Genomic DNA, 20,387 nt, shown 5'->3' on the forward strand with positions numbered 1-20,387 from the left:
CTTATAACTATAAATTAGGAATTTCCACTATCATAAATCTTCGTAGCAATACCGCAATGTACACGATATACCTGATTTGCATTCTTTACGATTTGACAGCAGCTTCTTCCTACTGTTTCTCTGTACTCTCTTTCAAATGTATCAACAGGAACTAAACCACAGCCAATTTCCGTTGAAATAATGATAGCATTCTTATTTTCCCAAAGCAAGTCCTCTATTACCTTTGATACTGATTTATTTTCTTTTAATAATCGTAAAAGCAAGCCTTCAAAATGATTAATCACTCTTGCATGATAAATTTTATGATACTCACAAAGACAACCATCAACAATTTCCTGCTCCTGGATATTAAAATGTTCTTTCACAAATTCTGTTTTGCCCTGAAACGCTCCTCCTGTTACAAATATCATAATTACCTCCGTTAATGTATAATAAGCTGACCAATTAAAGCTGACAATGCCATTATAAGCTCACAGCTTTGTAAAAACCATCCTGCTATATCTCCTGTAATACCACCAAACTGCTTGTAGGCCATATGCCGATATAAATAAAATACAAGCATTGCACCCAAAAGAATACAAAAGCCAACCACTCCTCCTGTCAATACCAATAAAATGGCAGAGCACATGATTAATATAATCATTACAATGCGTACCGTCTTTTTTTGAGCTGCATCTGAAAAAGCATGTACTAAACCGCTGTTTTTAGCACAGGAAAATGTTACCACAGAAAAACCGCTTAATGCTCTGGACAGCACAAATCCAATAGCTAAAATAGGAATGGAGGACTGCTTTAGATCACTCCAGACACCTCCCATGATAATAAAATATACCATACTGCTAATCAGCGCAAAAGCGCCTATATGCGAATCCTTTAAGATCTCAAGCTTTCTCTCCTGAGGCTGATACGAGCTTAGTGCATCCTGTGTATCAATAAAACCATCTAAGTGAATACCTCCTGTTATCAATATGGGGATAACGAGATAACCCGAAAGACAGAGCATACTTCCAAAGTCAAAATATCTGCATAATATATTCCACAGGAAAATACATGCTCCAATAACAGCTCCGACAAACGGAAAAAAACACATGGAATAACGCATATTCTTTTCATTCCAAACCGTTTTAGGCATTGGAATTTTGGAATACATAGAAAAAGCAATTTTAAATCCATTCCAAATCATTTGATTACCCCCTTATGAAAAATTGGTATAGAATATACCACTTCACATATTACATCTGCCATTTTTCCGATTTCTAAATTTATTCTGCCAAGCAGGCGGATATATTCAAGCATTTCCGAATTGGAAGCTGTTATATCACCAAATACCTCATTAGAAATTATAATCAGGTTTACAGTCTCTTTACCAAGTTTTTGTATTCCAGTCATAATTTCTTCCAGGGCTTTGTCTTTCGCTCCTTCTTCCCTATAAAGCTCGTTTGCCAGTAAATTAGACATACATTCTAATAACACTGTCGAATTGTTCGTGTCTATGTTCTTTAATCCACAGAAGCACTCGAGTGTTTCAAAGCCTTTTCCTTTTCTCATTTCCTTATGCCTTTGTATCTTTTGAAGTGTTTCGTCTCCATAAGGATACATGGTCGCAATATAAGTTTTCTTTTCAGCTTTGCTAAGCTTCACAGCCAGATTTTCACCATATTCTGATTTTCCGCTTGCACTGCCTCCTGTTATTAATACAATCATAAATCTTCTGTAATCTCCTCATATCTTTTATGCTTTATTTATGTATCTGCATATATCATTTTAGTGTAATTAACTTAGAGGCTGATAAGCAGCCACCTCAATTTGTTCAAAAGTACTCATACTATTATAAACTGCTGTTGCCATATCAAGAATAGAAAATACAGCTACTGCTCCGGTTCCTTCCCCAAGACACATATCACAGGTAATAAAAGGCTCTAGCCCAAGCGCTTGTAATACATACCATGCCGCCGGCTCCTTAGACGCATGTGAAGGCAACATATACTCAATTGCCAAAGCATTCATCCTTGCTGCTACTAGGGCAGAAACCGCTGAAATAAAGCCGTCTATTACTACAGGAATATGATACATTGCTCCACCTAGAAAAACTCCGGCCAACCCTGCGATATCAAAGCCTCCTATTTTGCTTAATACATCAATCATATTCTCTTTATCCGGTTTATGTAGTAAGAGAGCATCCTGTATAACCTGTATCTTTCGATTTAATCCTTCATTTGAAAGCCCGGCACCCTTACCCGTTACCTCTTCAACACTTTTTCCCAACAGCAGAGCTGCAATGGCACTACTTGTTGTTGTATTGCCAATTCCCATTTCTCCCGTTGCAATAATGTGATAACCTTTCTCCTTTAGTTCACCAACCATATCTATTCCTGTCTGAATTGCCCTTTTTGCTTCTTCATAGGTCATGGCAGGTTCTTTTGCAAAATTCTTTGTTCCATAAGCAATCTTTTTATTAATTATATTTGTGTCCTTTGCAACACCAATATCGATAGGGAAAATATCTGTATGTGTGTAATCTGACATTATGCTGACACTTGCCTTTTTCTTTAGGAAATTCTCTGCTACAATGGCCGTTACCTCTTGACCTGTCTGTGTCACGCCTTCTTCCACAATCCCATTATCCGCACACATAATAATCAATGCCTTTTTATCAAGAACTACTTGATGAGAATTGGTAATTCCTGCAATTTTTATGACTGCTTTTTCTAGCTTTCCAAGACTGTTTAACGGCTTTGCGATACTATCCCATCGAAGTTTACTCTCTTTCATGGCCTGTTTGTTCACTGTCTTAATTTGCTTTATCTGTTCTTCTAATGTCATTTTCTCTTACTCCTTTTATTTGCATTTGCTCAAAAAATTGTAAATAAACTCCGGATTGGAATAATAATAAAGATGCGGAAATCCCATATATTGCATTTGTGAGCCATGGATACAATCCCACTCTCTTTTTCTCATTGGTTTTTTCGCATGATAAGCTTGTCCGCAATTGGTGCTGTCAAAGTAATGAAACTCATGACCTTTGACCGATTGATGTTTTGCCAACAGGCTGTCTGTTTGATTTGGTGTTAATTCAATATATCCAAAGCGGCCAAGCTTATTGGTCTTATAAGCCTTTCCCTCAATTGCTCCCACCATCGGATAAGCCTTGGCCTCATTATCCTCCATTGTCTCATGCAAATACATAAATCCACCGCACTCTGCTATGACCGGGCGATTATCTTTTACAAAATTCTTTATTTGCAAAAGCATAGTCTGATTTTTACTCAATTGACTGGCATAAAGCTCCGGATAACCTCCTCCTAATATAAGACCATCTATATGATCGGGTAAGTTTTCATCATGCAAGGGTGAAAATAGAATAATTTCAGCCCCCATTTCTTTCATCAGTTCAAGATTGTCTTCATAATAAAAACAAAATGCCTCATCATATGCAAGCGCAATAACAGGTTTATTCCTTAATCTGACAGGTTTTCTCAGCTCTTCTTTTAGCTCTGGTGCATGGTCTGCAATATGAACAATTGCATCAATGTCAATTGTCTCTTCCATATATTGTGCTAATTTTTCAATTTTTTCCTCAATTTCTACAATTTCATCAGGCAGCACCAGACCAAGGTGCCTGCTTTCTATCACGCAGTCCCTTACATTTGGAAGATAACCAAGTACCTTAATATGCAGTTCTTCCTCAATAACCTTTTTCAACTCAGGATAAAACATTCCAGATACCTGATTTAATATGACTCCTGAAATATTACTGTCTGTCCTAAACTCCATGACGCCCTTGATAACGGCCGCTACAGACAGACTCATTCCTTTTGCGTTGATTACTAAGATAACAGGTGCTAGTAACGTTTTAGAAAGCTCATAGGCACTTCCCCATTCTGAAATGCCGCCTACTCCGTCATAATATCCCATTACTCCTTCAATTACAGATATATCATAGCCCTTTGAGGCTCTGGTAAATAGATATCTTGTTGTATCAGGTTTTGTAAAATAGGTATCTAAATTTCTGGAAGGCGTTTTTAATATTTTCTTGTGAAACATTGGGTCAATATAATCCGGCCCACACTTAAAGGCTGCAGCATTTTTATTTCTGTTTTTTAAGGCCTTTAAAATCGCACAGGTGATTAACGTTTTGCCGCTGCCACTGGAAATCGCCGATATCATAATTCTGGGAAATCTCATGTTATTTTCCCCCTTTAATCGTTATGATTGAAACGGGATTCTGCCCCAGCATCATATGATAGCTGCCGACAGTTTTTGCCTTGGATACTTGAAGCGCAAGCACTTCATATTCCAACCAGCCTGACTCCTTTATCATTTGAATTATTTCTGAAACCGTTTCTAACGTAATTGCATTAATGACCACTCTGATATTTGGATTTTTATGAAATAATATTTTTATTATTTCATTTAGATTCCCACTGCTGCCTCCAATAAAGGCATGTGTCGGTACCGGCAAATCCTCTAAAACCTTAGGCGCCATTCCTTCTATGATCTTAAGATTTGATACCTTAAATTTCTTCTTATTCTGCTCAATTAGTGACGTACCCTCCGACTTCTTTTCGATTGCATATACAAAACCCTCGTAAGCCTTTTTTGCTGCCTGAATGGAAACTGAGCCTGTCCCTGCTCCAATATCATATAGGATAGAATCCCTGTCAAGTTCCAGCTTGGATATTGATACTGTTCTTATTTCCTCTTTGGTCATCGGTACCTCGCCGCGTATCAATTCTTCATCCCTGATTCGCTCTGTATTGGATTCTGCGCAAGAATTTTCAATATATAAAACACTTAAGGCTTCAAATTCCTGCGTAGCAATTTCATTGGGAGTACCTATAGTAATTTTTTCCTTTTCATAACCCAGATTTTCACCTACCCAAACGCGAAGAGAAGGAAACTCATAATAAATCAAATCCTCCATAAGTTTTTTGATACTGTTCTTTCCCCCAGTCAGTAAAAACACCTTAGAATTTCGTCGTATTGCATCAATCATATTCGCCTGTCTGCCGTGGTTGCTTATCAGCTTTACCTGCTCCCAAGCTACTCCGATTCTGGCACATAAATAGGAAAGGGATGAAATTCCACATATATATGCTACTTCATCCTCCCCAAAATATTCCTTAAAGCCGTTTGCCGCGCTATAAAAGCCTACATCTCCAGACACAAGAATTGCAATCTTTTCATATTCCTCATGCTCGCTTAAATAAGCAGCTATTTCTTCCTTTTTATACTGTTCTACGGCCGCCTTATGAAGTGGCTTTACACTGTCTAGCATACGTGCTGCCCCAAATATCACTTCGGAATCCAAAATTGCATTGATTGCCTCCTTAGTCATACCCTCAAGGGTTCCTGTGCCAATTCCGATTACCGCTATTTTTCTTTTCCCCTTTAAAATTCCCAGTTTTTCTTTTATTATTTTAATTACCTCAGAATAGGAGTATCCCTCCATCTCGACCGGCCTGCCAACTACAAGCGTTGTAATGCCCAATCGGTTCGCAGCATTAATCTTCTCCAAAAAGCCGCCATTTTTGCCTGCTTCCTTTGTTACCAGATAACCGGCACCCGACTCCTTAAGCATTTCATAGTTAAGTTCTTCGCTAAAAGGCCCTTGCATACAAATTAAATTTTTGCCTTCAAAACCTAAATCCATTACATTTGAAATGGCATCTCTACTTGACAGCACTCTTGCATAAACCCTCTTTTTATAGTGATCAATATTAGTAAATTCTATTAATTCTTTACTTCCGGTTGTTACAAAAATATTGCCATTCGTTCCTTTTAAATAATCACAAGCTTCTTTTACAGAATTGACGTATACCAACTTATGGTTCTGAGCATAGGACACATGTGATTCTTCCCGCAATAAGCGAAGATAGAAAACCCCAGTATTTTCACACGCATCCTTGATATGCTTAGATACCAAGGTCGCGTAAGGATGCGTTGCATCCACGACAAGCAGAGCCTGCTCATTATGAATCAGCCGCTCTATTTCCTCTCTGTTTTGCCGCCTTCCTGACACTTCTACATATTCAGACTTAGGAATCAGACTTTCACCATATTCGGTTGCTGTGCAGACATGAATGGAAATTCTTTGTCTGTTAAGATATTCTGCAAGGTTTCTCCCCTCCGTCGTACCTGCAAAAAGAATAAGCTTACACATTTTTATATCCTCTTGGTGTTACCATTTTGCCATTTATATTTTTAGTTTGTGAATTACCAATAAAAACCGTAGTAAACATATCAACTGTACTATCTCTTAGCTGTTCAAGTGTAAGAACAACCGCATGCTCTCCCTCTCTTCCAATATTTTGTACATATCCGCATACTGTTTCCTTGGAGGCGTGTTGAAGCACGATATCACATGCTTTCCTCAAATAATCACTTCGTTTTCTGCTAGATGGATTATAAAGACAAATTACAAAATCAGCCATTGCTGCACATTCCAGTCTTTTTTCAATTTTCTCCATCGGGGTAAGCAAATCGCTTAAGCTGATTACTGCAAAATCATGAATGAGTGGTGCTCCAAGCACACCAGCTCCAGACATTGCAGCAGTAACTCCGCTGATAATATTAACCTCTACATTCTCGTATTTTTGACCAATTTCTAAAATTAATCCCGACATGCCATATACACCTGCATCTCCGCTGCATATCATGGCAGTTGTATTACCCTGTGATGCTTTCTCAAACGCAAGCTCGCATCGCTCAACTTCCTTGGTCATTGGTGTTGTTAAAAACTCTTTATCGGAAAAGTGCTCTTTGACAAGCTCTACATATACCGTATAGCCTACAATAATATCACAGTCTTTCAAGGCCTCATAAGCCTCAATCGTCATCTGCTCATAATTTCCTGGTCCTATTCCTACTACATACAATTTATTCAAATCGAATCCCTCTCTTTTCTTTCGTCAATGCGATTGTCATTCCTTCAAAAGCCTTCTTTCTTAATAACAGTGTCGGTTGCCTACATGCTAACATAGCTGAGCGCTCACATACATTTCCTACGCCGGTCGTCAGCTTTACGAATTCAGATTCTTCAAATTCACCTTCTGCCTGCTCTAATTGCTTTGCTGAAAAAATCAAAAAGTCAACTTCATATTTATTTGCAAAAGCTCTGATACAAGGCTCATTTTCTTTTAAATCAATGCTTGCTATATTTTTAACTGCCCGAATCGAAATATGATTCTCCTTTAAAATTCTTAAGATAAATGATTCAAATTGTTCTGTGTCCGTATTTTTCCTGCATCCGACACCAATTGTTATCACCCGTGGCATCAATATCAGTGTATTGATAAAAGGGGTATCATATTCATCACAGGTAATGCAGATACCCAGCTCATGCTTTATATCATCCTCTTCATTAATATGCTCCAATTCCATTGGAAGCTCTCCCTGTATCAAGAGTCTGCTCACAAAACCTATTCTTTCCCCATCCAATATTGTGGCAGAAACTTCCTTAGCAAGTTTCCTATCTGAAATAGTAAGCTTTTCTTTTCTTGCCAGCTCATCCACTGCAAATTTATGATTTACATCCGTAGCTGTAGTAATTACGGGTATAGCTCCTATTTGTTCACTCAAGGCTTGAGTCAGCTCGTTTCCGCCTCCCAAATGTCCCGATAATAAAGATATTACAAAGGAAGCTTTCTCATCCAATACAAGAACCAAGGGATCATTCATCTTATCCTGAACAAATGGTGCTATGGTTCGCACTGCAATGGCGCACGCTCCAATAAAAATAATACCATCCATTGTATGAAAGACCTCCTTGCACCAATCTTTCAACGGCACTTCTACCTCTTGTAAGGTCAGGCTTTCTTCACATCTTCCCTTGTAATAGGTGATACTGTGATGCTCTTTGTTTAAAAGCTTTGCTATTTTAGCATTTAATATACTGCCTGCCTTTGTAAAGGAAATTATAGCTAAATTCATATCCTCATCCTTTTCTAGTCTGCTTTACGAAACTCAGTCTCAAAATTAGGGTGATATAGGTCTGAACGACGATATTCACAAGCAAGAACATTTCCGACTATAATCAAAGCTGTTTTTGTAATCTGATTCTCTCTTGCTGTCTTTTCTAATGTCTTAACCGTACACACAAATTTCTTCTCATCCGGCCAAGTTGCTTTATATACGATAGCAGCCGGCGTATCCTCCTGATAGCCACCATCTATGAGCCTTTTTGATAATTCATCAAGCATACCCGTACTTAAAAAAATCACCATGGTTGCCTGATGTGATGCCAATGATTCAATCTTTTCCTTTTCAGGAACGCTGGTTCTTCCTTCCATTCTGGTTAGAATTACAGTCTGAGAAACGTCAGGAAGTGTATATTCCAGATTAAGCGCCGATGCTGCTCCACAAAAAGAACTCACACCCGGACAATAATCATATGCGATTTCTAATTGATCCAGGCAATCCATCTGTTCTCGAATTGCACCGTAAATACTTGGGTCACCCGTATGCAGTCGTACCGTTGTTAATTCTGCCTCCTCTGCCTTTTTCACCTCTCCAATTACCTGCTCTAATGTCATAAACGCACTATTATAAACCTTACAATCTTCTTTCCTGACTTCCAGCAATTCTTGATTAACCAAAGATCCTGCATAAATAATTACATCTGCTTCGCGTAATAAGTTTTGCCCCCGTACCGTAATCAAATCGACTGCTCCTGAACCTGCTCCTACAAAATGAACCATATTAACCTCCTAGTATGCATATTGCTATTTATCCTTAACAATTATTAATGAATAATATCCTGCATTTTCCTCTATTTCATCTGCGCCATAATATATCTTTTCGTCTTCCATTCCACAGTTTTCTACCATAACTGCCTGGGCATCGCTTTCCTTTAGCTTTTGTTTTACTAATGACAGCTTTTTCCCTGCTTTCATTAATACCTTAGTTCCTTTTAGATTCATTGCCTCCTCAATTGCATAGGAAGCCGGAATGATATGAAGAGGTTCTGCTTTCTCTACCAGACTGTCACCAATTAAGGCTGCCGCCGCACAAAAGGAAGTGATTCCGCTGATGATACTTGCCTTGCCTCCTGCTTTTAGAATTCTTTTATGAACATAAATATAGGTAGAGTAAACACATGGATCTCCAAGTGTTAGAAAAGCTACCTGCTTGTTATCTTTTAAATACCCCATAATTTGTTCTGCTGCCTCTTGATGAGCCTTTTCTAATACCTGCTTGTCCTTGGTCATTGGCATTTCAATTGCAACCACTTCCTTATTTGATAAATCAAGGACACCTGTTGCAATTTTGTATGCTACACTATTTCGGGGTTCCTCACCAGGTACAAGAATGATATCACTTTCTTTCATAATTCTCACTGCTTTCAAGGTAAGAAGCTCTGGATCTCCAGGTCCTACACCTACTCCATATAAAATTCCTGACATTTTATTTTCCTCTCTTATTGTTCTTTATCTGATTTTTTCGAAAATAAAGTTGCTATTTCCATTGCATTTTTTGTATGCCCTAGCAATCCATATTCATTCGAAAAAGTAATAACATCTACTTTGATTTTATCATAAGCACGTGTTTGCATAAAATATTGCATTTTATCTACCAGTATTGACATAGTTTCCTCAAATATCTCTTCTTTCTTCAATATTTGAATTGCTTCATCCGTCGTAATACAATTTAATATCTGCTTTGCGCCTTCCAATGTAATTCCAGCCCTGATTGCAGCCGCAGTCAAAATATCCATTCTGGCATCTGCATTTTTGGAATGTGTATTCATGATTCCACCTGCCACCTTAACAAGCTTACCTATATGTCCAATGATAAGGATCCGTTCAAAGCTTAACTCTACAGCATAATCAATAGTCTCGCCAATAAAGTTGCTGCATTTTAAGCTATTTTCTATATTTATATTTAATTCAGAAGTACTGAAATTCTCTCCGTAATTTCCAAGCGTTACTAATATCTGCTTCGCACCCGATGCTTTTAAAATATTCATTTCAACTTTAATGCTGTCAATGAGTGCGGCTTCACTCATCGGCTCCACGATACCACTTGTACCAAGTACCGAAATACCACCTTTGATTCCAAGTCTTTCATTAAAGGTTCTCTTTGCAATCTCTACCCCCTCAGGTATACTTATCTCTATATAAATACCTTCCGGGTATTCAAATTCGTTGCAAACATCTTTTACTTCCTGATATATCATCTGCCTTGGCACTTTATTAATAGCTGCACTGTGTACGGGTTGTTCTAATCCCTGTTTAGTCACTCTTCCTACTCCCAGACCTCCTTCAATTATAATCTTTGGCTGACTAATCTTTTTGACTTTTGCATATACAAAAACTCCATCCGTAACATCAGGATCGTCACCGCTGTCTTTTTGAATCGCACAACTTACATAGTCAGAATTTATTTTAATATCAAATACTTGTAAATCAAGTAAAATACCTTTGGGAGTCATAATGGAGATCTTACTAATTTCACATTTTCGAAAAAGCATGATTGCAGCAGCTTTGGAAGCTGCTGCTGCACAAGAACCCGTTGTATAACCGTATCGTAACTTTTTATTGTTTTTAAACGTATATTTTTCCATGGTATCACTTTCTTATTATACTATCGTTCAAAATATTCTTAGGTCCAAATCCAAGCGGAAGAATCTCTTCCAGAGTATATTCCTTATATTCATCCTCCGACTTAGCAAGAACAATTTTAAATTTCTGTGGATCACAAAACTCCATCATAACCTGTCTGCATACCCCGCATGGAGCACAGTAATCCAAGTCTTCATCCTTTTTCCCACCAACAATTGCAATCACTTCAAAGTCTGTAATCCCTTCACTTACGGCTTTAAAAAAAGCAGTACGTTCTGCGCAATTTGTAGGTGTATAGGATGAATTTTCAATATTGCATCCTTGATAAACCATACCATTTGAAGCAAGCAATGCTGCCCCTACACGAAAGCCTGAATAGGGAGAATACGATTTTTCTCTTGCCAATAAAGCCTCTTTAATCAGTTCACTATGCTTCATAATTCTCTCCTTAATCGGTTAACGTCTTACTCATATTTATGATAGATGCCGTAACCAGCTTCTTAAATAAAGGTGCTACCCGATCTGCTACCTCTTGCACCTCTTTATGATTCAGCGGTGCATCACTCATACCACATGCAAGGTTAGATATACATGAAATTCCACATATTCTCATACCCATATGATTTGCTGCAACAGCTTCACAAGCAGTACTCATACCAACTGCGTCACCACCAAGAATACGGCACATTCTAACTTCCGCCGGCGATTCATAAGCAGGGCCTGTCAACTGAACATAAACACCTTCCTGCAATGATATCGTAAGCTCTTTAGCCGTATTCTTAATGATTTCTCTTAAATCACTATCATAAACATGACTCATATCCGGAAACCGAGTACCAAGCTCATCCATATTTTGGCCAATTAACGGAGATGGCACAAAGTTCGAAATATGATCCGAAATCAGCATAAAATCTCCGGCATTATAATCATAATTCACTCCACCAGCGGCATTGGTAAGAAACAACACCTGTGCGCCCATCAGTTTCATAAGTCTGACTGGCAAAACAACATCTGAAATAGGATATCCCTCATAGTAATGAACACGTCCCTGCATAATAACAACAGGTACCTCTTTAATATATCCAAATATAAATCTTCCTTTATGCCCAGGAACTGTTGATATCGGGAAGCCTTCAATTTCATGATAATCAAGTGTTTCTTCCACTTTTATCGTTTCTGCATAATCACCCAGTCCAGATCCTAAAATAAGGGCTATCTTTGGTATGAAATCTATTTTTTTCTTAAAACTTTCATAACATTTTTGTAGTTTTAAATATTCTTCACTCATAGAACACCTCCAAAAGTAATTGATTAAAATACTGACAATTTTATGGAATAAAATAAGACTGCCACGAAGTGACAATCTTATTATAGCACATAGAAAAATACTTTTCTATTATAAATCTATCCTGCCTTTAACACTATTATTAATTACATAATAAGCAGAATATTCTTCCGGCTTAACATATAAATCAATATTTTTTAGTTCCTTTTCCGTTTTGTTATGAGTATTCACCCACATATCTTTTACTTTCGATATCAAATTCTCACTGTTAATCTCAAGTGATTGATATTGTAACACTAAGGAAGTCTTAACATTTGCCTCTTTGACTGGCGATGTAGCTTTGGCTTTTGTAGTCTTAACTGAAGTAGTTTTTGCTTTCGTAGTTTTTGCTTTTTCTTGATTCTTATCCATTTCTTTCTCTGAAAGCTTATTATCTGTGACTCTCTCAGTCGTCTTTTGATTGATTTCTTTATCAATTCCAATAGAATTTTGGGTTATTACAATTGGTTTTGTCTCTTTTTCTATTATCGCAGTTCTTTTTGCTGCAGTCTGCTTTTTATTTGATGTTAACGCCATTATAGCTCCTCCTCCTTCTTCTTTTGTAGTACATAATAACTCCAAACAGTAATTTTTGCAACCTTTAAATTTACATCTAAATTTATCTATATTTTCTTTATATAATTCTAATTTTTTACAATATTTAAACATTTTGTCTATATTTTCACACCATTCTTTGTATTTTTTAAATCAAATATTGTTGATTTCTGATTTCAAAAACCCCTTTCATTAGATTTATGTCTAATAAAAGGGGTTATATTTATTATTGCCGCAAGGAGTTTTTTTATACACAATCATTCAAAACTTTGTTAAACTAAATGATAATACAAACTAATCCTCCATTGCTATCATTTACTATTTTTTGCATAGTCTCTTGTAATTTAAGTTGGCTTTCATCCGACATTTGAGCGATTTTACTGTTAATTCCATCTTCAACCAGTTGTTCTATTGATTTTCCAAATATATTGGCTTTCCATATTCCATCTCCACTACTACTAGTATTTTTAATAAACTTAATCAAGTCCTCTGCTTGTGCTTCACTTCCTACAATAGGGGCTATTTCTGTTTCTATATTAGCTCGTATCATATGAATGGATGGACTTTCTGCCTTAATTTTAACGCCAAATTTATTACCGTGTTTTATCAGCACAGGTTCAGCCAATACTATTTCACTTTGATCCGGTGTAACGACCCCATATCCTCGCTGTCTTACTGAATCAACTGCACTAAGAACCTTAACATATTCTTTTTTCATCTTTGATAGCTCTTTTAGCATTGATATCATCTGATATTCACCGTCAATTTGTGTATCTGTCATTTCACTGATAATTTCATAATAATATTTTTCTAATATATCAATTATTACTTTGATACAACCCGTTGCCATAGAGATAGAGTCTACTTTCATCCGCCTTATGTATTCACTATCTATTTGCAGACTTTCATTATTTGCATCTTTAATCATTTTAATAGGTTTTATAGTTTCTTTTATTTTAGCAATTAAATCAGCTTTTATTTTGTTATCCATTGGCAACATTTCCACCCATTTAGGAATGTAAAATTCTATCTCTGAAATTGGAAATTCATATAAAATGCGTTCCAGAATTTTATTGATGTCTTCTTTTCTTAACTGCTCACAATTCACTGACATAGCAGTTACTTTATATTTATCCTCAATATTTTTTGCCTGATTAATTGCTTCCTCGCTATAAGGCTTTTGGCTATTAACAAGGACAATAAATGGCTTTCCTAATTTCTTCAACTCTGTAATTGTTTTTTCTTCCGGTTTTGCATAATTTTCTCTTGGTATTTCACTAAAAGAACCATCACAAGTTATAACAATACCTATTGTGGAATGATCATTAATAACCTTTTTTGTTCCCAATTCTGCTGCTTGGGTAAAAGGTATTTCATAATCAAACCAAGGAGTTTTCACCATACGCTCCGCATTATCCTCTATATGGCCGGTAGCTCCCTCTACCATATAACCCACGCAATCAATCAGTCTGACATCTACATTGACATCATCTGCTAATTGTATATGTGCCGCTTCTTTCGGAATAAATTTGGGCTCTGTGGTCATAATCGTTTTGCCTGCTGCTGACTGTGGTAATTCATCCTGCGTTCTTTGTCTGCTATGTTCATTGTCCATATTTGGAAGAACCATTAAATCCATAAATCGTTTAATAAAAGTCGATTTTCCCGTCCGTACCGGTCCTACTACCCCTATGTATATTTCTCCTCCTGTCCGCATTTGTATATCTTTGTATAGATTGAACTCATTATTCGGTTCCATGTATCATAATACCCCCTTGCGATAATATAACGTAATGTGCTGATATAGTATATGCCGCACATGGAATAAATTATGCTTAAGGGGGTATTAATTTTCTTTTTATTCTGTTGCCTTGAAATTATAAATCGGCCTTATTATGTTTATGATTTCAGCCGTATCCTTTATATTTTCTACAATATCCTCCATATTTTTATAAGCCATTGGACATTCATCTAATGTGTTTGAATTAACAGATGTAGTATATACCTGTTTCATTTGCTTTTTAAACTCTGATACAGTAAACGTATTTTTGGCTTCGCGTCTTGACATTAAACGCCCGGCTCCATGTGGAGCTGACTGATTCCAATCCTTATTTCCCTTTCCGATGCAGATTAAAGAACCGTCTCTCATGTTAATTGGAATCAACAATTTCTCTCCAACTGCTGCTGATACAGCTCCCTTTCTTAAAATCATAGATTTTGTATCAATGTAATTGTGAATAGTTGTAAATTCATCTTCTACCTTAAGCTTCATACCTCGAATTATTTCATCCATAATCGCTTTTCGATTCAGCATAGCAAATCTTTGTACGAGCTTCATATCATGAATATAATCCTCCATTAGATTTCCCTGAACATAAGCAAGCGTTTTAGGAATTTCTTTTCTTAATCGATTATCAAGCTGTAAATAAGCCTGCTCCTGATAATAGCCTGCAACTTCCAAACCAAGATGGCGGCTGCCCGAATGTACTACCAGATAAATGACTCCTTCTTCATCCTGATCTGCCTCAATAAAATGATTACCGCCTCCTAATGTTCCAATACTTTTTGCTGCTCTTTCGAGGTTTATTTTTCCATCTTTTATACAACGCAGCTCTTTTAAATCGACTTCATCATTATATTTATGAAATGTCTCTCGTATGTTATATCCTGACGGAATTTTTTCATAAATAAGCTTATCTAGCTTTTCAAGCTCTATATGCTTATTTTTAATTTGAATTGTTTCCATACCGCATCCAATATCCACTCCAACTAAATTTGGAACCACCTTATCTTTTAGCGTCATGGTTGTTCCTATAGTACAACCTGCGCCGGCATGCACATCTGGCATAATTCTTATTTTGGAATCTACTGTAAATTCTTGATTACACAATAAGAGAATCTGCTCTCGTGCCGTTTCCTCTGTCACATTTGTAAAAACCTTTGCCTGGTTAAAAATTCCTTCTATTATTTGCATGTTAATAACGTTCCTCTCTTTTTATCTTTTCAAGCTTCTTTTTCTTTTGATTGATATGTCTTTCTCTTACTCTTGGAACATATTTATCACATTTTTGACAATAGCCTTTATGACTGGCATTTCTTCCCTTTTTACATTTTCCAAGTGATTCATAATACATACAAACTGTTTCTCTATCCTTTGCCATACTATTTTCTCCTAAAATAAAAAAGAACTAATTATAAGTCTTCTGCGTCACAGCGCAAAAGCTTAATAATCAGCTCTAATTCTTACACTACTGTTATCTATCTTTGCTGACAGTTCTTAAACCTCACTGTCAGAATGAGTTCTATATCAGATGGCTTTAATCAACACACTTCATAAAATGGAGGGTAATTATATCCGTATACTCAAGACAGTAAGGACTACTATTTAATTTTAATAAGCAATTCTGTTTTACTTTATGATTCATTCTTATCATTATAATTTCCTCCTTTCTCTATATTTAAAATGTCAATTATTTCCTTTGAAACTATATCATAAAAAATACTATCTTGCAAGTAAATATATTTTTAATTAATTTCTTCAAAATATCCTAAATCTTATATTTCCTTTGATAAATTACATAACATAATTGTAATAGCTAGCAAATCTGCGCATCCACCCGGACTTATATTTTTTTCAATAAACAAATGATCCATATTCTTAAGTTTGTTCAAACTATCCTCGGCAAAAACACCTCCCTGCGCAAGAAAATTCTTAGCTGTTTCCTGAACAAAAATAAGCGTCTCTTGATTATGTCTTGCCAAAACATTGGTATCCTCTGTATTCGCAATCAAATGCATTAACACTTGGATTTGTGTAAGATTATTATTGAAATTAAGGCTTTTATAATATTGTAAAGCCGGTAATGCTATATTTTTAACCGTTGGGAAACCATTTTGAACCTCTCCGCGGATCCCCCTATTTCCATACCTAATATAAAGTCTTTCTCCATTAGTTTTTGGATGATTATAATCTATATTTTTAAAATCTTCTTCTAAAATATCATTTGTCATAAGTTTACAGGTTTCCAACATCGCATCGATATCAAACATACCAAATCTACTGTATATATAAGCAGAAGCAGCCGATAGAATTCCTGCTGAAAATATCAAACCCTTGTGAGTGTTTACACCATTAGTAGCTCTAAACATCTCATTTTCTGCTTTCATTCCAATTTTCCGTATTTCTAAAAATAATTCTTGAAGAGAATGTTTCCATCCAAATCCTAGTTGTGCCATTTCGAAAAAGTAAGGTGATATTGCAAAAGCACTATACATAAAGGTTCTGTAATTCATATCCTTATGCGCGCCGTTACTGACGCAGTCCACTAAACCCGGCTTTGGAGTTGTACTTACCTCGGCAATCAGGCTGCTCGTAGCAGCACATCCTATCAACTCAACGATTTGATGCGACAATTTAGTGTGCATATAAAAATTTTCCTTTTGTTTCTGCTTCAACATATCACCTTCCCCTTTCCATTTAAATAATTATTATTTTAAAATTTAATTACTCCTAAAACAATTCCTAAAATTAAACAAATTATACTAATCGCAAATACCGGAACAAATGAGCTTTTAATATGATCATTTATTTCAACTTCAGCAAGACCACACCCAAGGAAAGTTGCTGGAACTACCGGGCTGATAAAGCTTGCACAGTTACGACACACTACCATTGTAATTGCAATTTCTGATGGATTAACGCCAAATTTTGCACCAACACTAATCATAATTGGAAGCACACCGTAAAAATAAGAATCTGTACAGAATACTAAAGCCAGTGGCGCTGATAAAACACCAATTACAATTGCAAGATGTGGTCCTAATGCTTCTGGAATAACCGCTACCAATAAATTGGCCATCTGGTCCATCATTCCACTATTTTCTAGCACACCAAGTAAAACACCTGCTGTTAACAGTGTAGTTGCCATCATAATGGCAGGACCAGAATGCGATTTAATAATTTTATCCTGCATTTCCTTTCCTGGATAATTGATCATTAATGCAATTACTACTCCAAGCATAAATATTAAATAGGAAGGTACTTCTGTTAAGAATACTAAAGCGATAATAACAGTTATAGTAAGCGCAATATTAAACCAGAATAATTTCGGCTTTGCTAATTCATTTTCTTTTACTTGAGTCGTTAAAGCAACTTCAGCAACAGCATCACCCTGATAGCCTGCCCCTCTTTTCTTCTCTACTCGGCCCAAAATAAAGGCAAGTCCAAAGGCACAGAAAATGCCTACAAATTGCATTGGAATAAGCTGCATCCAAAGAGCTGTTACATCCATTTCCAGTACGGAAGCCGCTCTCATAGTCGGTCCTCCCCAAGGCAAAAGATTCATAACACCCATAGAAGCTGTACATATTGTCATAAGTGTTGTTTTTCTCATATTCATCTTCTTATAAATTGGCAGCATAGCTGGTATTGTAATTAAAAAGGTAGATGCTCCACCTCCGTCGAGATGTCCAATCATTGCAACCAACGCTGTAAGCATAGTAATTGCCATCACACTATTACCCGCTCTTTTTACCAACGCATCAATAATTTTATCAAACATTCCTGCATCTGACATGATTCCAAAAAACAAAATAGAAAAAATAAACAAGGTTGCTGTTGATGCTGTATCTAACACACCAGCCTTAACATATGTCCCAATGTCGGCAATTTTGCATCCTCCAATTAAAGCCATTACTACTGGTACCGCAATAAATGCAATAGATGGTACTGTTTTTGATTTTAGCAATAAAACAATAATAATTGCCATTGTTATAAATCCTAAAACACCTAAATACATAAACTTTCTCCTTTTCCCTTATCATGCTGTTTTTATACTATTGCGTGATTGAGAAGCAACATAAGCCTGAATTTTTTCATTAGTAAATTTATAGAGTTCTTCCACACTATGACGCCTGCTTCTTCCACACACTTTAGCATCTTCATTACATAAAAAACATTTTCTTGGCTTAATGCCAAGTTCGGCTCTTGAGATATTCCTATTAGGAGCACTTTTTACATCAATATCAAACCATCTGCCTATTGGATGAGTTTCTTCAAATTCAATAATTTTTGATTTAATTTCTTTGGCAGAAAATTGTTTATCAATCACTAAGTATGCTTCTCCTCCTGAAGCAAGTTTTCTACACCGTATCTCTTTTATCAAATAGTCTTTCATATATTTGATAAGATCTCTTTTCCCATAAATAAAACTTTGTTCTATCCCCTTATTGTTTTTGATGGGTCCTGGTATATTCATAGTGAAAGTAATTAATATTGAATTTGTTTTTTCCAATATTTCGTTTTGAATTTTCACACGTTCTTCTCGTACTTGCAGCATTTGTTCTAATGTAATTTCTATCAGTGCTTCTTTCATATCTTTAAACTCCTAAATTATTCCTCTTCACTTTCATCAACTTGATATATTAAATCAATGACTGAGCCATCTCTATATGTTACAACGCCAACTACTTTATCTGTATATTTAATTGACGCAGCATCACCAACTATTCTTTTTGCATTATCCCTTAATTCTTGTATGGTTCGAACTTTTATTCCAGCTTTTGTAAGCAAGTCCTGTAAATCCTTTCTTTTAGGATGTACGGCTACGCCTTGATCTGTAACAACAATATCAACAGTTTTTCCAGGCGTTACGATTGTATTTACATGGTCTACTATCGTCGCAATTCTTCCTCTGATCAAAGGACACACTATAATAGATACTGAAGCCCCCGCTGCTGTATCACAATGTCCCCCTATTGCACCTCTGATTACACCATCAGAGCCTGTCAAAACATTTACATTAAAATCTATATCAACCTCAAGAGCAGAAAGAACGACTATATCAAGCTGATTGACCGCTGTTCCTTCATTATTGGGACTAGCATAATAGGACGCTGAAATCTGTTGATGAAATCGATTATCCTTAAGAGAATGTGCTGCATCCAAATCAAATGATTGTACATCCAGAATTTTTTTAATTAATCCTTCTTTATGAAGTTCAACAATCTGACCCGTAATCCCGCCTAATGCAAAGCTTGCTTTAATGTCCTTTGCAATCATTTTTTCTCTCAAGAATCTTGCTGTGGCAAGAGAAGCTCCGCCAGTTCCCATCTGAATAGAAAATCCCTCTTTAAAACGCCCGCTCGCCTCAATAACATCTGCTGCTGTTTCCGCAATCAGAAGCTCTTTGGGATTCTTTGTGTATCGTGTTGCACCACTCATTATTCCGTTTGGATCACCAATTGCATCTACCTCTACTATATAGTCAACATCTGACTGTGGAATCCCAAATGGTATATTAGGGAATGGCACAATATTATCAGTAACAATAATCACTTTTCCTGCATATTGAGCATCTAACTTTGCATAACCCATAGAACCGCATATGACTCCTTTGTCATTGTCCCTTGAATAACCATTTGCGTTACCAAATGGATCACAAGAAGGTGCACCCAAAAAAGCAATATCTACTTTTAATTGTCCATTTTCAATTGCATACGCTCTTCCACCATGTGACCGAAATACAACCGGTACTTCCATAAGTCCTCTGGAAATTTCTTCCGCTAATTCCCCTCGAATTCCACTTGTTTCAATTCTATGTATGACACCATTTTTAATGTGTTTGATAAGGGGTTTGTGTATATCAATTAGCGAAGATGCAGCAAGTGTAAGATTTTTGAATCCCATTTTAGCAATGACATCCATAACCATATTGATAACAAAATCTCCATTACGGAAATGATGATGAAAAGAAATTGTCATTCCATCCTTTAAGCCACATTTAGTAATGGCCTCTTCTAAGGAAGCAACTATTTTATTTTGGCTTGCTTCTCTCTCTATTAATGTTTTTATATCTTTTTTTGCATGCTTTTCAGTAAATGTTTCATGAATACCATCCATTTCTTCTATGTAAGGTATTTTATTAACCTCAATCTTTTTCATGGTA

General features: G+C 36.3%; 21 protein-coding genes. All 21 read right to left on the bottom strand.

Features of this window, described 5'->3' with window-relative positions:
- Positions 1–14: 14 nt before the first annotated feature.
- Entirely contained in the window at positions 15–410 is a 396-nt protein-coding gene (locus C8E03_RS02190) for a bifunctional adenosylcobinamide kinase/adenosylcobinamide-phosphate guanylyltransferase (protein ID WP_110290162.1), read from the bottom strand.
- A gap of 11 nt (positions 411–421) precedes the next feature.
- Positions 422–1,183 (bottom strand): adenosylcobinamide-GDP ribazoletransferase, encoded by a 762-nt coding sequence (locus C8E03_RS02195; protein ID WP_110290163.1) that lies wholly within the window; start codon positions 1,181–1,183, stop codon positions 422–424.
- A complete protein-coding gene (locus C8E03_RS02200) occupies positions 1,180–1,704 on the bottom strand; it encodes a bifunctional adenosylcobinamide kinase/adenosylcobinamide-phosphate guanylyltransferase (RefSeq protein WP_094375636.1) in 525 nt (174 codons plus the stop codon). Before C8E03_RS02200 ends, C8E03_RS02195 begins: the two co-directional genes overlap by 4 nt.
- A 69-nt stretch (positions 1,705–1,773) precedes the next feature.
- Positions 1,774–2,823, bottom strand: a complete 1,050-nt coding sequence (gene cobT, locus C8E03_RS02205; protein ID WP_110290164.1) for a nicotinate-nucleotide--dimethylbenzimidazole phosphoribosyltransferase — start codon at positions 2,821–2,823, stop codon at positions 1,774–1,776.
- Between the two features lie 15 nt (positions 2,824–2,838).
- On the bottom strand, positions 2,839–4,185 hold the full coding sequence (locus C8E03_RS02210; protein ID WP_110290165.1) for a cobyrinate a,c-diamide synthase: 1,347 nt from the start codon (positions 4,183–4,185) through the stop codon (positions 2,839–2,841).
- Position 4,186: 1 nt separating this feature from the next.
- Positions 4,187–6,163 carry a precorrin-6A reductase gene (cobK, locus tag C8E03_RS02215; protein ID WP_110290166.1) on the bottom strand — a complete coding sequence of 659 codons (1,977 nt, stop codon included), beginning with the start codon at positions 6,161–6,163 and terminating at the stop codon, positions 4,187–4,189.
- Positions 6,156–6,887 carry a precorrin-3B C(17)-methyltransferase gene (gene cobJ, locus C8E03_RS02220; protein WP_094375632.1) on the bottom strand — a complete coding sequence of 244 codons (732 nt, stop codon included), beginning with the start codon at positions 6,885–6,887 and terminating at the stop codon, positions 6,156–6,158. The genes cobK and cobJ overlap by 8 nt, the downstream gene beginning before the upstream one ends.
- Entirely contained in the window at positions 6,880–7,932 is a 1,053-nt protein-coding gene (locus C8E03_RS02225; RefSeq protein WP_094375631.1) for a cobalt-precorrin 5A hydrolase, read from the bottom strand. The genes cobJ and C8E03_RS02225 overlap by 8 nt, the downstream gene beginning before the upstream one ends.
- A 14-nt stretch (positions 7,933–7,946) precedes the next feature.
- Positions 7,947–8,699, bottom strand: a complete 753-nt coding sequence (gene cobM / locus C8E03_RS02230) for a precorrin-4 C(11)-methyltransferase (RefSeq protein ID WP_094375630.1) — start codon at positions 8,697–8,699, stop codon at positions 7,947–7,949.
- A 24-nt stretch (positions 8,700–8,723) separates the two neighbouring features.
- Positions 8,724–9,404, bottom strand: a complete 681-nt coding sequence (gene cobI, locus C8E03_RS02235) for a precorrin-2 C(20)-methyltransferase (protein ID WP_094375629.1) — start codon at positions 9,402–9,404, stop codon at positions 8,724–8,726.
- 14 nt (positions 9,405–9,418) lie between these two features.
- Positions 9,419–10,564 carry a cobalt-precorrin-5B (C(1))-methyltransferase CbiD gene (gene cbiD, locus C8E03_RS02240; protein WP_094375628.1) on the bottom strand — a complete coding sequence of 382 codons (1,146 nt, stop codon included), beginning with the start codon at positions 10,562–10,564 and terminating at the stop codon, positions 9,419–9,421.
- 4 nt (positions 10,565–10,568) lie between these two features.
- Positions 10,569–11,000 carry a cytidine deaminase gene (gene cdd, locus C8E03_RS02245; protein WP_094375627.1) on the bottom strand — a complete coding sequence of 144 codons (432 nt, stop codon included), beginning with the start codon at positions 10,998–11,000 and terminating at the stop codon, positions 10,569–10,571.
- Between the two features lie 10 nt (positions 11,001–11,010).
- Positions 11,011–11,850 (bottom strand): purine-nucleoside phosphorylase, encoded by an 840-nt coding sequence (locus C8E03_RS02250; RefSeq protein ID WP_094375626.1) that lies wholly within the window; start codon positions 11,848–11,850, stop codon positions 11,011–11,013.
- A gap of 108 nt (positions 11,851–11,958) precedes the next feature.
- A complete protein-coding gene (locus tag C8E03_RS02255) occupies positions 11,959–12,423 on the bottom strand; it encodes a DUF6465 family protein (RefSeq protein WP_094375625.1) in 465 nt (154 codons plus the stop codon).
- Between the two features lie 295 nt (positions 12,424–12,718).
- Positions 12,719–14,200: a stage IV sporulation protein A gene (gene spoIVA, locus C8E03_RS02260; protein WP_094375624.1), complete on the bottom strand. Its 1,482-nt coding sequence runs from the start codon at positions 14,198–14,200 to the stop codon at positions 12,719–12,721.
- A gap of 99 nt (positions 14,201–14,299) precedes the next feature.
- The gene (locus C8E03_RS02265) at positions 14,300–15,415 is read right to left on the bottom strand and encodes an RtcB family protein (protein ID WP_094375623.1); all 1,116 of its coding nucleotides are present in this window, start codon (positions 15,413–15,415) and stop codon (positions 14,300–14,302) included.
- Between the two features lies 1 nt (position 15,416).
- The gene (locus tag C8E03_RS02270) at positions 15,417–15,602 is read right to left on the bottom strand and encodes a hypothetical protein (protein WP_094375622.1); all 186 of its coding nucleotides are present in this window, start codon (positions 15,600–15,602) and stop codon (positions 15,417–15,419) included.
- Positions 15,603–15,996: 394 nt separating this feature from the next.
- The gene (citG, locus tag C8E03_RS02275; protein ID WP_110290167.1) at positions 15,997–16,899 is read right to left on the bottom strand and encodes a triphosphoribosyl-dephospho-CoA synthase CitG; all 903 of its coding nucleotides are present in this window, start codon (positions 16,897–16,899) and stop codon (positions 15,997–15,999) included.
- A gap of 35 nt (positions 16,900–16,934) precedes the next feature.
- A complete protein-coding gene (locus tag C8E03_RS02280; protein WP_094375620.1) occupies positions 16,935–18,239 on the bottom strand; it encodes a CitMHS family transporter in 1,305 nt (434 codons plus the stop codon).
- Positions 18,240–18,260: 21 nt separating this feature from the next.
- Positions 18,261–18,815, bottom strand: a complete 555-nt coding sequence (citX, locus tag C8E03_RS02285) for a citrate lyase holo-[acyl-carrier protein] synthase (protein ID WP_110290168.1) — start codon at positions 18,813–18,815, stop codon at positions 18,261–18,263.
- A gap of 17 nt (positions 18,816–18,832) precedes the next feature.
- Complete coding sequence (citF, locus tag C8E03_RS02290; RefSeq protein WP_094375618.1) at positions 18,833–20,383, bottom strand: citrate lyase subunit alpha; 1,551 nt, start codon at positions 20,381–20,383, stop codon at positions 18,833–18,835.
- Positions 20,384–20,387 lie beyond the last annotated feature (4 nt).

The sequence above is a fragment of the Lachnotalea glycerini genome (assembly GCF_003201285.1).
Lineage (GTDB): Bacteria > Bacillota > Clostridia > Lachnospirales > Lachnospiraceae > Lachnotalea > Lachnotalea glycerini.

Bases quoted from the DNA above. Each gene is read 5' to 3' on its own strand.
- C8E03_RS02190 (WP_110290162.1), bottom strand. From the start codon at position 410: ATGATATTTGTAACAGGAGGAGCGTTTCAGGGCAAAACAGAATTTGTG.
- C8E03_RS02195 (WP_110290163.1), bottom strand. From the start codon at position 1,183: ATGATTTGGAATGGATTTAAAATTGCTTTTTCTATGTATTCCAAAATT.
- C8E03_RS02200 (WP_094375636.1), bottom strand. From the start codon at position 1,704: ATGATTGTATTAATAACAGGAGGCAGTGCAAGCGGAAAATCAGAATAT.
- cobT (WP_110290164.1), bottom strand. From the start codon at position 2,823: ATGACATTAGAAGAACAGATAAAGCAAATTAAGACAGTGAACAAACAG.
- C8E03_RS02210 (WP_110290165.1), bottom strand. From the start codon at position 4,185: ATGAGATTTCCCAGAATTATGATATCGGCGATTTCCAGTGGCAGCGGC.
- cobK (WP_110290166.1), bottom strand. From the start codon at position 6,163: ATGTGTAAGCTTATTCTTTTTGCAGGTACGACGGAGGGGAGAAACCTT.
- C8E03_RS02225 (WP_094375631.1), bottom strand. From the start codon at position 7,932: ATGAATTTAGCTATAATTTCCTTTACAAAGGCAGGCAGTATATTAAAT.
- cobM (WP_094375630.1), bottom strand. From the start codon at position 8,699: ATGGTTCATTTTGTAGGAGCAGGTTCAGGAGCAGTCGATTTGATTACG.
- cobI (WP_094375629.1), bottom strand. From the start codon at position 9,404: ATGTCAGGAATTTTATATGGAGTAGGTGTAGGACCTGGAGATCCAGAG.
- cbiD (WP_094375628.1), bottom strand. From the start codon at position 10,564: ATGGAAAAATATACGTTTAAAAACAATAAAAAGTTACGATACGGTTAT.
- cdd (WP_094375627.1), bottom strand. From the start codon at position 11,000: ATGAAGCATAGTGAACTGATTAAAGAGGCTTTATTGGCAAGAGAAAAA.
- C8E03_RS02250 (WP_094375626.1), bottom strand. From the start codon at position 11,850: ATGAGTGAAGAATATTTAAAACTACAAAAATGTTATGAAAGTTTTAAG.
- C8E03_RS02255 (WP_094375625.1), bottom strand. From the start codon at position 12,423: ATGGCGTTAACATCAAATAAAAAGCAGACTGCAGCAAAAAGAACTGCG.
- spoIVA (WP_094375624.1), bottom strand. From the start codon at position 14,200: ATGGAACCGAATAATGAGTTCAATCTATACAAAGATATACAAATGCGG.
- C8E03_RS02265 (WP_094375623.1), bottom strand. From the start codon at position 15,415: ATGCAAATAATAGAAGGAATTTTTAACCAGGCAAAGGTTTTTACAAAT.
- C8E03_RS02270 (WP_094375622.1), bottom strand. From the start codon at position 15,602: ATGGCAAAGGATAGAGAAACAGTTTGTATGTATTATGAATCACTTGGA.
- citG (WP_110290167.1), bottom strand. From the start codon at position 16,899: ATGTTGAAGCAGAAACAAAAGGAAAATTTTTATATGCACACTAAATTG.
- C8E03_RS02280 (WP_094375620.1), bottom strand. From the start codon at position 18,239: ATGTATTTAGGTGTTTTAGGATTTATAACAATGGCAATTATTATTGTT.
- citX (WP_110290168.1), bottom strand. From the start codon at position 18,815: ATGAAAGAAGCACTGATAGAAATTACATTAGAACAAATGCTGCAAGTA.
- citF (WP_094375618.1), bottom strand. From the start codon at position 20,383: ATGAAAAAGATTGAGGTTAATAAAATACCTTACATAGAAGAAATGGAT.